Below are 12,529 nucleotides of genomic sequence, written 5' to 3' on the forward strand. Positions count from 1 at the left end.
CTCATAATACCGTAAATAATGAGCTATAGCAACCTTCTCTATGCCTCAGAACGACCGGGGCTTTTCCCAGGTACGCACAAGTTCGCCCTCTCTTGCGAAAACGAAATCGGGGCGATTTCTTAATCGGCAGGCCGGTCGCTCCAACTATCCAGGGCCTCCACAAGCGTGCGCGCCCTCCACCCACATACCAAGCACTATATCAGCATCATGCGCGGGACCGGGAAGGTGATGGTGCGCCGGAGAAATTCAACACCGAACGCGGAACGCGCATTTCACATCAGGTAACTCGAGCCATGATTTCAGATTGGATCGTCCTTGCGGTGTATAGCGAAGCGTCTAAGGACAGATTCCCAAATGCAAGTTGGCAAAGTAGATAATTAGCACCGGCCTCTTCGAGCTGATCAAGAAGAGCTTGTCGCGCGGAAGATGCCGTTCCCACCACGCACAATTCGCTTTCGATTGCTGCATCCAAGCTCAGCGGCAGATTTGGGGGCGTCTGGAGCGCATTGAGGTCGTAGAGGAACCTGAAGCTCTTGAGCCATCGTTCGTAAGCGGGTGCCGCGAGCGCATATGCATCTGTTTCCGATCGCGCGATCACGACCATGCGGAGCATTCCAAGAAATGGCCCTGGCGCGTCCGCGTCGGCACTGCGCTCCCGGCAGGCTCGGAATGCATCTGTAATTCTGCGAACAGAAGAGGCAGGTCCCAGGCACGCGATATTGGCGCCGCTTGAAGCGGCCCAGCTGGCCGACTCGGGTCTATTGGTGGCGATCCACGTCGGTGGATGGGGGCGCTGATGAGATCTCAGCGTCAAAGGGACGTCATTCAGCTCAAAATGGCGGCCGCGATAGGACAGCGTGTCGCCCTTCATCGCCTTGATAAGGATTTCGCTGGCTTCCGCATAGTGACCTGGCGCCGCCTCCGCAGCAATCCCGAAGTAACCCAGTTCGACTGGGAGAGAGCCGCGCCCTATGCCCAGTTCGACCCTGCCACCACTCAATTGGTCGAGCATGCAGATCTCCTCGAACGCACGCAGCGGATGATAAAGAGCAAGGAGCATTACCATCGGGCCGACGCGAAGGTGCCGGGTGCGCTGGACGACGCTGGATAAGAACAGATTCGGCGATGGGCTCCTCCCGTGCGGAGTGCAGTGGTGCTCTGCCAGATGATATGCATAGAAACCAAGGTGATCGCACGCCTCTGCCAAACTCAGGCGATTGGCGTATTGCCGGGCAATCTCGCAGCCGTCCTCGTCCAGATGGTCGAATATGCCGAAGGTCAGGCCCCGGGGGAAGGCATTCTTCACGAATTTTCTCCAACTCTTTGCAACAGTTCGTGGCTCGCAATGATGCAAGCAAATCCAAATTATTGGTGCGCTGAAATCGCGGGGAACTATCGACTGGTTAAGGCAGAAGGAGCGGCCGCTGACGGCCGGCACAGCGGGACCGTTTTCTCCGCCCTTCCAGCTATCTCTCTGGCGGCCTCAAGGAATTCATCCATCTCGGTTTTCGTACCGATGCTGATGCGGATGTAATTTTCCAGCCCTGCATCCGGAAAGAAGGCGACGAGTATCTTTTGCCTTTCCAAGGCTGCTTGCCACCATGAGCCTTCCTGCCCCGGTGGAACACGCGCTAGCAGGAAATTTGCGTGAGAAGGTATTACGGAAAATCCGAGTTTCGACAGTGCCACTGTCACTCGCTGTCTTTCATGCTTGATGTGCTTGTGGTTCTCGGCATAGGCGGCGCGGTGCCCAAGCACACTGATGCCAACCGCCTGGCCGATCACATTCATGTTGAAGACGTTCTGGAGATCCCGCAGCCTGCCAATGATTTCGGGGTGGCCAAGTCCGAACCCGACGCGAATGCCGGCGGTGGCATAGCTTTTCGAGAATGTTCTCAAGATCAGGAGGTTTGGATAGCGATCGAGGAGATGCAGACCATTGTCCGGTGCAAAATCGACATAGGCCTCATCCAAGACAATCAGACGGTCTGATTGTGATACCAGGCGTTCAACATCGGCCATAGGAACAAACGTCCCGGTCGGATTGTTTGGGTTGGCCAGCAGAATGAACTTGGCATCTTTTGCTGGTCCCGAAAGCAAGTCTTCGACGGGCAAGGAATGATCTGCGCACCATCCGATTTCGAGAAATTGAGCACCCTGCAAACGGGCAAGTTTGCGGTTGAACGAAAACCCCGGCGACACCATCGCCATTCTGTCTCCTGGAACCAGGAAAGCTCTGTAGATAAGCCCGAGCAGTTCAGACGATCCGTTTCCGGCGATCACCTGATCCTTCGAGACGCCGTAGGCTTCCGACGCTGCTTGCCTCAAGCTGACGTTGTCGTCTTCTGGATATAGATATTGCCGTTCGAGAGCCGCCATCGCACTTTGCATTATGGCTTTCGGCAACGGAAACGGGTTCTCGTTCGTGTTTAGCTTGACGCAACAAGGATCCGGCGCCGGTTTGTCGGACAGCAGAACATCTAACTGTCCCGCTACTTGCGAAAGGGAAGAAAGCACAGTTTGCAGTTTTGCATCAGACATCAATTTTTCTCCGTTTCGGTCTCAGTGCGTCCGGTACGAGCTGGTGATCAAGAGATGGCCTGGACCACCGACGATAGCGCTGCCGTCAGACCCGGGTGCACGGTGGGGCGACGACCGCGGGGGCAGCGCGGCCTGTGCGATCGGATCGGAATTGCAGGAGCCCCCGCATCACTCGTCTCAAGGCGCCAAGGCACGAATGCTTGATTGTCCCAGCTACTCGGCTCGGTGATTTGTTCAAAGACGCTTGATCTCGATGCCGTATTTCCTCAACACGTAGCCGATCTGGCGCGGCGTCAGTCCGAGCAGGCGTGCCGCCTTTGCCTGGACCCAGCCACATCTCTCCATCGCCTGGATGACACGTTCGGCATCGGCCATTCTCGCAGAGTGGACTACCCCGACTGGGTCCAGCGGCGGCTGCCCTTCGGTCGCTGACGGCGGTGGGACGGCGGCAGAACTAACCCCAGCAGCCGGCGGCATGGCCCGAACCAATGGTAGCGGCCCGATCGGCGAGGGTTGCAGCGCGACTTTGCCAAGTCTGCAATTATGCAGCGCCTCGGCGAAGCATTTGTCTTGGCAGCATGCAAAGTCATCTTTCCCGATTGATGGCCCCGCCGCCAGAACCGCGGTCCGATACACGCAGTTTTCCAATTCGCGAATGTTGCCGGGAAAGTCACAGTTTACCAGTACTTCGATCGCGCTCGGATCGAAGGTCAACATAAGGCCATTCTCATCGTTGAAATTCTTGAGAAACTCAGCTGCGAGGAGCGGAATATCGCTGCGCCTTTCGCGAAGCGCCGGCACCAGCAAGGGAACAACACTGATGCGGTAGTAGAGGTCGGCACGGAACTCGTTTCTGGCAACTGCCTCTTCCAGGTTCTTGTTCGTAGCGGCAATGATGCGGACGTCGACTTTAATGGTCTGGTTGCCCCCGACCCGCTCAAACTCCTGCTCCTGCAGCACGCGCAAGAGCTTTGCCTGGAACGAGGCCGAAATCTCGCCGATCTCGTCTAGGAACAATGTCCCCTTGTCGGCGAGCTCAAAGCGCCCCTTGCGCGAGTTGAACGCACTTGTGAATGCACCCTTTTCATGGCCGAACAATTCGGATTCCAGCACAGTCTCGGGTAGCGCCGCGCAATTGAGTTTGATGAAGGGCCGCTTGGCGCGCGGGGACAACTCGTGGATAGCCTTGGCGACCAGCTCCTTCCCGGTACCGGATTCGCCTCGCAACAGAACCGCAATCTTGGCCTTGGCTACGAGCGCGACCTTCTCAAGCAGACCGCGCAACGCCAAACTGTCGCCAATCATCCCCTCCACGTGAGTGTTACGCTGCGGGGCCAGGCGCTTCTGCTTTGGCAGGGAGTCCTGCTTTGCCATTGGTTGTTCGCGGTCGCCCTCGAAAGAGCGATGCGACTTCACTGCCTGCCCTACCAGGTTGGCGATTAGCGGGAGCAGACAGAGGCTGTAATCGAGCCAAACTCTTGAGCCATGGCGCAGTACGTGGTCGATGGTCAGCGTGCCCACGACATTTGCATCGACGCGAATGGGAACGCCGACGAAGGACACTGGTATGCCGTCGGAAGCCCCGAGCACGTCCATGTCGGCGGCGGCGAAAGCCGGATGAACCGCGATGTTCTCGGTGGCCAGGGGCTTGTCCGTCGCCAAAACCTGGTCGATTGCATTTCGTGGCAGGTACGTCCGGCAGCGCTCACTGCAGCTCTCGGTTCGGCCGGCGCCTGCGATGATCTCCAGTTCGCCATCACCGTCGAAAAGAGAGATGATGCCGTGCCTCATCTGCAGAAACGATCGCAGCAGGTCTACAACCTTGGCCAGCCTGACCTCGAGCCCGGAGGGGGCGGTGAGCGCTTTCGAAATTTCGTAGATGCCGGCAAGCGCGCTCGCGCGCGACGGCAGAATGGCGGGTTCCGAGTCATCCCTTTTGGTGTCGTGCAATGATGTGCAGCTTGACGAAGTCTGCTCAGCACTGTCTTCAGATTGGCGACCATTGTCCTGATCTGACATGTCATCCTCGATCTTGGGCCGCGACAGCAACGCCGCGCCATCTGGATCTGCGATGTCCCCCGGCGTAAACGCATCATCAGATGGCATCAGGGCCCGAGCCACCGATGGCCGGCACCAACAAGAATGTCTTCGCACCGCGAGCCGCAGCATGATTGGCGCACTTGCTTACGGGTGAGAGCCGCTTACCGGAACGCTTGAGACGTTGATGCGGGTAGTCGTGATGTGTCGGCGGGAGGACGCCAGAGTTCCGCAGGCGACATACTGCCTTGCATAAGATCACGTGTGGGTCACGGTTTTGGGCGTCGGTCAGGGCCTGACGAGGGGCAAGCCCGGAAGACGCCGGAGGCAAGGCTTGATGCATGGCTTGGCTATCCCTTACTGAACTGAGGCGCGGTTCAGGCTTCCGGAGCGCAACCACACGTTGCCCTACAGAGCGGGAACGAGGATGGCTAGTCAACCGAGCTTTCCTCGCATTTCTGAAAGGAAAGCAGGAGAACATGATAGAATTCCATCAACTGAGATTTGCCGACAGATCGATCTCGAACGGCAGAGTTACCCCGGCGTGTTCATGGATGCCCCGCGCGGTGAGCGTACGGAGGTCGACGCCTCCGGGATGCTGTCGGCGTTAGGGCGGCTCGTCGGACACTACGGCCCGAAGTGTCGTCGAGCGGCCAAAGTGTTCGCGCTATGAAGCATCTTCTGAGTCGCACTGATGCGCGCCAGGTCCGGTGAATCATTCGGTCTTATCGACGACCCGTCGGGATGCCACGGCTGCAGCGGGAGCGCGGTAAGAGCCAGCCTCGTGTAGGGAATCCTCCACTTCCGTGCCCGGCCGGGTCGCAAATGCGACAAAGAAGCGAGCGAGCACAGCGGATGCCAGAGTTAGCGACTGGTGGCTGTCAGGCTAAAGCAATGGGTGCAAAGCTGGCGTTAGTGCGGGATTTCGCCCGAGATGACGGCAACAGTGCGGAAGCTCGCACAACCCGCCCTTACTGAGGCTGCCTCACCGAGCGGAGGAATACCTTATTGGGCGCGGGCCTTCACTTGGCACGACACTTGCTGTCGACATGCCAGCAGCGCGTGACCGGAGCGCCGCGATGGGAGAAGCGCGGGAGGGAGGAGACCCCACCGCGACCCGGTCAGGGAGAGAAAAGCTGTTGGTTTCACCAATCCGAAGCGCGGGTCCTGCGCCCCGCAAGGCCTTCTGCGCCCAGCCCTACATTCAGGTGCTTACCGCCATCGCACTCGGTGTCGCAGTTGGGTATTTCTACCCGGACGTCGGCGAGAGCCTGAAGCCGCTCGGCGATGCCTTCATCAAGCTCGTCAAGATGATCATCGCGCCGGTGATCTTTCTAACCGTGACGACCGGCATTGCCGGTATGAATGACCTCAAGAAGGTCGGCCGCGTCGCCGGCAAAGCAATGATCTATTTTCTCACCTTCTCGAGCCTCGCATTGATTGTCGGTCTCATTGTCGCAAATGTCGTTCAGCCGGGTGCCGGCCTGAATATCGATCCGGCGTCGCTCGATGCCCAGGCCGTGAAGGGCTATGCCGCCAAGGTCCACGAGCAGTCGGTGACCGGCTTCCTGATGAACATCATTCCCTCGACGATCGTTAGTGCCTTCGCCGAAGGCGACATCATGCAGGTCCTGTTCTTCTCGGTGCTGTTCGGCATCGCTCTGGCGATGGTCGGCGACACGGGCAAGCCTGTGCTTTCTTTGCTTCAGGCGCTCCTCGCGCCGGTGTTCAAGCTGGTCGGCATTCTGATGAGGGCCGCGCCCGTCGGCGCTTTCGGCGCCATGGCCTTTACCATCGGCAAATATGGGATCGGTTCGGTGGCCAACCTCGCTATGCTGGTCGCGACGTTCTATTTCACCGCCTTCCTCTTCGTATTCGGGATTCTAGGCGCGGTCTGCCGATACAACGGCTTCTCGATCTTTTCTCTCGTGCGCTACATCAAGGAAGAGCTGCTGCTGGTCCTGGCAACGTCCTCCTCGGAGGCCGCACTGCCTTCGCTCATCGCGAAGATGGAGAACGCCGGCGCGAAGCGTTCCGTCGTGGGTCTCGTTATCCCGACTGGATATTCCTTTAATCTGGACGGCACCAATATCTACATGACGCTCGCCGCCCTCTTCATCGCCCAGGCAACGAACACGCACTTGTCGATTCCCGATCAGATATTCCTATTGCTTGTCGCGATGCTTTCCTCGAAAGGTGCCGCAGGTATAACAGGGGCCGGCTTTATCACCTTGGCTGCTACGCTCTCCGTAATACCAAGCGTTCCCGTTGCTGGGATGGCCCTCATCCTTGGCGTGGACCGCTTCATGTCCGAATGCCGAGCGCTGACGAACGTAATCGGCAATGCGGTGGCCTCGCTGGTTGTCGCCCGCTGGGAAGGCGAACTGGACGAAACGCGCATGAAAGCTGCCTTCTACGGGAGCTTGCCGAGAGATTAAACCGACCACGCGCCCCAGCAAGATTGCTGCAGCGCGACCAGCCAAGTCGCCGGCTCATCAGCCACCAAACAATCGGCTCGCCGGGTCTAAACAGCGGTTCGCGGGCCACAGATCAGAAGCATCAAATGCGGTGAGGACAAGAAACATGCACGCCCTATGGAAACGGACCGCAGACCGAGACGCGCCCGGGTGCGCCTGGAGCGCTGATCAATGTATAGGCCGTCGATCGGGGAGGATGCCGAAACCACTTTGCCGCCCCAATCCGTCGCCGGCACGCACCGGATGACGGAGCGCCAGCCGATCAAAATCGGAGCGACGGCAAAGCGCCCTACAATTGCCGATCTCGCCCGCGAAGCGGGGGTGAGCGTGGCAACGGTCGATCGGGTGCTGAACGCTCGCCTTCCGGTGCGGGAGGAGACCGCGCGTCGCGTCCACCACGCGGCCCACGCGATCGGCTATCATGCTGCGGGACTTATCAAACAGCGCATGGGAAAGGACCTGCCCCGCTACCGGCTGGGCTTCATCTTGAGGAAACCGGCCCAGCATTTCTACCAGGAGTTCGCGCGCGAGGTCGAGGCGTCGGTCAGTTCGGCCCACTGCTTCCACGGCATTCCGCTCATCGAATTCGCGCCGTCACATTTGCCTGGGGATCTGACGGCACTGCTTAAGGATCTTGGTAGCCGATGCCACGCGATCGCCATGGTGGCGCCAGATCACCCGAAGATCACGGCAGCAGTCGAGGAGCTCAAGGCGAAAGGCATCCCGGTCTTTTCGCTACTTTCTGACTTCGCCGCCGGCGTGCGCGAGGGCTACATAGGTCTCAACAACCGCAGCGTCGGTCGGACGGCAGCTTGGATGTTCTCCAAGGTCGCTAAACGGTCTGGCAAGGTGGCCGTGTTTGTCGGCAGCCACCGTTTCCAGGGTCATGAGCTGCGGGAAAGCGGGTTTCGTTCCTATTTCCGTGAGAACGAGCCAGCATTCGAGGTGCTGGATACGCTCGTCAATCTTGAGAAGCGACAGATCACCTACGAGGCGCTGCTGGATCTTATGCAGCGGGAACCTGAGCTCGTCGGCTTCTACATGGCCGGCGGTGGCATGGAGGGGGCTATCTCCGCGCTCCGGGAAGAGGGCAAAGGCCAGGATCTCGTCGCGATCGTGAATGAAATCACGCCGGAGTCGCGGGAGGCCCTCGCGGACGACATCATCACGATGGCGGTGGCGACGCCACTGCGCCGACTTTGCCAGGAGCTGATGTTGCTGATGGATCGCGCCATCAGGACCGGCACCGCGGAGACGCCGGGGCAGACATTTCTCCCGTTTGACATCTATCTGCCGGAAAACATCTGAAATGATGTGATCTATCGCCATGGCCGACATTCCTTTCATAAATGCCCGCGCAATCCACTCCACTCGGGACAGTGTGCGCATTTCAAATGAAGTGTACGCTCTGCTCATTCAGATCGAGGCCGAAGCCGTGCTGGGGGATCTCCTCAATTCAATCACGTTAGATGAAGCTAAGCGTGAAGCTCTTACAAAGGAGCTTCGCCAGTTGTGGGAGCAGCGCTGCATTCGGCTGCATCCCTCACAAGCTGCTCGCGTCCGCCGATCGTTTGCTGGACGAAGCATAACGGGCCCACCAAAATGGCTCTTTCGCTTCATGCGGTGTTCCGAACAGGAGCGGTGCGTTGCCCAGAGTCGGACCGCTCACTAATGGTCGGGCGACGCCGAGGCCGGTCAGGGGCAGTTTTGGCGCCGTTTTGCAGCAATGCTTGCTGATGGCTCAGCGAAGTCCCCCGTGATCGCCTGGCTGCCGGAGAGGCAACCAGGCGTGCGTCCTTCAGCATTCCCAAACCTCACCGTCGACATCACGGCCACGATCGGCCTTGAGAACGCGCCATCGATCGAACCGAAAAGCGGGTTGGCAGGCCTTCAGGAGGAGGCGAACACAAGTGAAGCGGCTTGAAGCTCGGCGTGACAGGGGAAACAACTTTTCCGGACATATCGTGAGCGTGGCAAACTCGCTCCCAAGAGGTATAGCGGCCCGGTGAAGGCTCGGGGAATTTATGCACTCCGCGGGCCACGAAAACGTGCTGCCCAGGGCAAGCCTATATTGGCTTTCCCGATTGCGCACGACGCCGCTGCGTGGCTCCGCAAAATTCACTCGGTCAGTACCGGGACGACGTTCCGACCAGGCGGCCGCCGCCGCGGTACTCGTGAAAGAAGGGTCGCCCCAGCAACGACTGCGGCGACGAGTAGCTTCGGTCAGGCTCCGTTCTTGTCGAAGAAGCCTGTCATGCTCTGCCGCTGCCGGACGACGCTCGATGCGAGTTCGACTCGGCTCGTGCCCTCGCCTCTCCCCGCTCGCCAATTCTGCGCAGCTGTCCGTTCTTCGGCGCCAACCGATGTCGGTTCATGTTTTTAATCAGCAGGCTAGCGTCGGTAGCACCGGCCTTCGGAGGTATGCCGTCCTGCATTGCCAGCGCAGATTGGATCGCAGCTCTTGAGCAGCTCCTTTCAGTTCGGATGCCAGCCGTCGCGCTACCATCGAAAACACGGGAGATAGCTTTTGCATGCTGCGGGAATCCACCATCTCCTCGGTCCCGAGATGGCATTGCATACTTGCTCTTAGGTGCTCATAGGAACCGGTCTGTTCCGGGGTGTGCGTCGCCAGCGGGGCTTGCTCGGGCGGTCGGATGCATATAGCTCGGCTACAGAAGAAGCGGCCAGACCTTCATCCGTCGTCTGCCGCGACTTCCTGCATAATTCGTGTTCACAAGGAACGACCTATGAGGCGGCAGCCCCGAGCATTCACGGTGGAGATTAGACAGAAGCGCAGTTCTCAAAAACGGAGTCGTTCGATCTGGAGCGATGTCGATCTTACCGCAGCAATGGCCGAGACAACAAGGGAACTCGAGGAGATGGAGTTGCCAAATGGTCGCCCTGTTGACTCAAGTGTTGTAGCGCTTGATGCTGAACACTTGCACAAACCGCGAGCGGAGTATCTCATGGCAAATCCCCTGGACGCAGAACCAGAAATAACTGCAACGCAACCGGCAGCCAAGGTAGAGGGGCCTCAAAAGAAGAAAGCCAAACGGTCGCCGAAAGCGAAGGCTGAGCCTAGGCCGCCTGCTCGGAAAGCGCCCAATGCGGCGTCTCAGGCGGAGGAAGCACCAGCAGCGACCGTGCGGACCGGACGTAAGATCTACTCTGAAAAGGAGCGCGCCCAGATGCTCGCCCTGATACAGAAGTCTATCAGTGGCGGCGCCACCCTCAAGAGCGCCGTAAAGCAGGCCGGCATTTCGGAACAGACCTACTATCAATGGAAGAAAGCTGCGTTGCCCGCATCGGTTGGTGACGATCTGAAGGACCTCGTCGCGCTTGAGGAAGAAAACAAACGACTGAAGAGCCTGCTCGCGGAACGCCTGCGCAAGGAGAACGCGGAACTGAAGAGGAAGCTGGGGTTTTAATAACGCTGAATCGCAGATCGGAGCGCCAGAATTCTTGTCCGCGCGCTATCCGAGAGCCCATAACTGCGGGTCTGGCACCGGCACTTCTGGTCGGATGAAGCGGGTCGTCGGTGAATCCCGGAGAGGCCGCCTAGGTGAAGCAGCTGCTGCGCGACCGCGGTCCTAGAAAAAGATCACCTCAGGACCACCTGTGGTTGGCTTCGCGCACTCGCCCCCTTTGTCCGCCATCAGTTGCTCTTCGTCCGAAAATTCCGAGAGTCCGCCGCCCTCCGCATCAGATCCAACCTTCGCCTTGCGGGCCCATCGAACTACCGCGGCCGCCCAAGGCGGTCCAATGGCCAGTCTTGACAATGGTGATCCGGCAAGCATCTGCATGAGCGGGACACAGGAGCCATCTCGAATGACTTCTCCGCTCAATTTGCCTACGCGCCTTAGACCGGCACTCGCGCCAGTAGCCCGTGTCGGATGAGATCGATGCTGGCGGCAAATGCGCCTGCAGAGTCATTCAACGCGTGGACTTCCTCGACGAGCTCAAGAGAAAAGGGACCTGTATAGCCGCCATCAAGTAGCGCCCGGATCTGGCTGCAATTGTCGGAACCTCCCAGGAGGCGATCCGGGTGAACCCACAAGGTTGGATCGTTTATGCCTGAAATGTGCACGAGACCGGTCAGATCGCAGAAGAAGGACGTCTCGCCAGCGAGTGTGTGGTGGAATGTATCGTGCACAAGCCGGAAGACGGACTGGCCATCAACCCAGGCAATAGCGTTAGCCGCTTCGGTCTTCGACCGAAGCGAGGAGGTCTGGAAGCCAAGCGGTTCGATGAGCCCAACCAGACCCCGTGACTGAAGTATCGGCTTGAGCGCCTTCAAGGCGACGCGGAGATTGCCATTGCGCTCGCCATTGGCGGACCACGAACCGTCGTTCACCGGCACTAGCATGAGCGCCTGGGCGCCACAGGCGGCCGCATAATCGGCGAGCTTGCTGGCCTCGGCCTTGCGGGCGGGAGTCCATTCGTTGAACCGCTGTAGGGCGTTGACTGAGATGATCGTGACGCCCGCTTCGGCAGCGGCAGACCGAACCTCCGCCGGCGGCTTGCCGCGCACAACAGCCTTACTGCAGGGATTATTCCGGATTTGCACGTCGGTCAGACCGAGATCGCGGGCGAGCGCGAAGAACGTCCTGACGTCAAGCCCGGGCGTCGCCATGTGGTCGAGTGCAAACCGAAGTGGCGCCTGGCGCACGGAGAGGCTTTCCTCCATGAAGGCGGCCGCCATTCTCGGCTGACTGGCTTCTGCCGTTTGTTGATTTACGAGGCCGAAATCATCGGCATAGGGAGGCGAATCAATCGAACTGACCCGCTCTTTATTCACACGATTGTGCTTCATTGTGAGCCGACTTTCACGCAGCGGATACTACCGCGCCTCTTGAGAACATTGATCTGCTAGGCGAAATGACCGAAGATCGATCGAGGCTATCCAGCTGCTTCCGCAGAGTAGGCGCCAACCCGGAAAGATGCTGAACCGATCCGGAGCCAAACTGATGTGGCAGGCTGCTTCTTCGTAGCGAGGCCGATGCCCAGCGCGATCATAGCGCGTCCCTTCCAGGTCGGCACAACCTTCCTGGTTTCCCGTTTGGCCGCATACCACGCCGGGTCACGTAAGCATCCGGCCCCATGAAGGTGGCCAAGCCATCGCTCAGCGGCGGAACACGGCACTGCGGATTGGCCTTCGCGAGCTGGCCGTAGATCACGCCGTGCTCGCCCTCGCTTTCATCAAGCAAGAGGGGCAGTGACGAGGCGAAAAGTCATTGGGCCGTGGCAGTGACGAAGTTCGCCAGCGGCGCTGCGCGGACGCTCGCTCGCAGGAAATCGATATCATCATCTCGGAAGGCTGGAGGGGTGTACATCGGGGGAACTCCTTGTGTGCATTGCAGGTCAGATACTTGCAATCTGGCCCTCTGGAAACAGCCAGTTCGTTGCAATTGAAGCCGTCCAGTTGGTGAAGTGGCATGGCGGGGGATCATCGGGCTAACAATTTGGCGGTCCAA

7 protein-coding genes and 1 pseudogene are annotated in these 12,529 nt (G+C 59.1%); 3 read left to right on the forward strand and 5 right to left on the reverse strand.

Annotated elements, in window-relative coordinates:
- Positions 1-277: 277 nt before the first annotated feature.
- From AC0L2R_RS24030 to nifA, 3 genes are all read right to left on the reverse strand, one after another.
- Positions 278-1,306: an LLM class flavin-dependent oxidoreductase gene (locus AC0L2R_RS24030; RefSeq protein WP_473511963.1), complete on the reverse strand. Its 1,029-nt coding sequence runs from the start codon at positions 1,304-1,306 to the stop codon at positions 278-280.
- Positions 1,307-1,392: 86 nt separating this feature from the next.
- Positions 1,393-2,541: a histidinol-phosphate transaminase gene (hisC, locus tag AC0L2R_RS24035; protein WP_473511965.1), complete on the reverse strand. Its 1,149-nt coding sequence runs from the start codon at positions 2,539-2,541 to the stop codon at positions 1,393-1,395.
- A 234-nt stretch (positions 2,542-2,775) separates the two neighbouring features.
- Positions 2,776-4,560, reverse strand: a complete 1,785-nt coding sequence (gene nifA, locus AC0L2R_RS24040) for a nif-specific transcriptional activator NifA (protein ID WP_473512039.1) — start codon at positions 4,558-4,560, stop codon at positions 2,776-2,778.
- A 1,097-nt stretch (positions 4,561-5,657) separates the two neighbouring features.
- On the opposite strand from nifA, the gene AC0L2R_RS24045 reads away from it, so the two are divergent.
- From AC0L2R_RS24045 to AC0L2R_RS24055, 3 genes are all read left to right on the forward strand, one after another.
- Positions 5,658-7,016 carry a dicarboxylate/amino acid:cation symporter gene (locus tag AC0L2R_RS24045; RefSeq protein ID WP_095780352.1) on the forward strand — a complete coding sequence of 453 codons (1,359 nt, stop codon included), beginning with the start codon at positions 5,658-5,660 and terminating at the stop codon, positions 7,014-7,016.
- 282 nt (positions 7,017-7,298) lie between these two features.
- The gene (locus AC0L2R_RS24050; RefSeq protein WP_065011499.1) at positions 7,299-8,363 is read left to right on the forward strand and encodes a LacI family DNA-binding transcriptional regulator; all 1,065 of its coding nucleotides are present in this window, start codon (positions 7,299-7,301) and stop codon (positions 8,361-8,363) included.
- Positions 8,364-10,021: 1,658 nt separating this feature from the next.
- On the forward strand, positions 10,022-10,483 hold the full coding sequence (locus AC0L2R_RS24055) for a transposase (protein ID WP_473511966.1): 462 nt from the start codon (positions 10,022-10,024) through the stop codon (positions 10,481-10,483).
- 431 nt (positions 10,484-10,914) lie between these two features.
- Here AC0L2R_RS24055 and AC0L2R_RS24060 read toward each other — a convergent pair whose 3' ends face one another.
- Positions 10,915-11,757, reverse strand: coding sequence for a TIM barrel protein (locus tag AC0L2R_RS24060; RefSeq protein WP_065011503.1), 843 nt, complete (start codon positions 11,755-11,757; stop codon positions 10,915-10,917).
- 299 nt (positions 11,758-12,056) lie between these two features.
- Positions 12,057-12,388, reverse strand: a pseudogene (locus AC0L2R_RS24065) (FMN-binding negative transcriptional regulator); the annotation flags it as partial.
- Positions 12,389-12,529 lie beyond the last annotated feature (141 nt).

Source organism: Mesorhizobium sp. WSM4820, assembly GCF_055811075.1.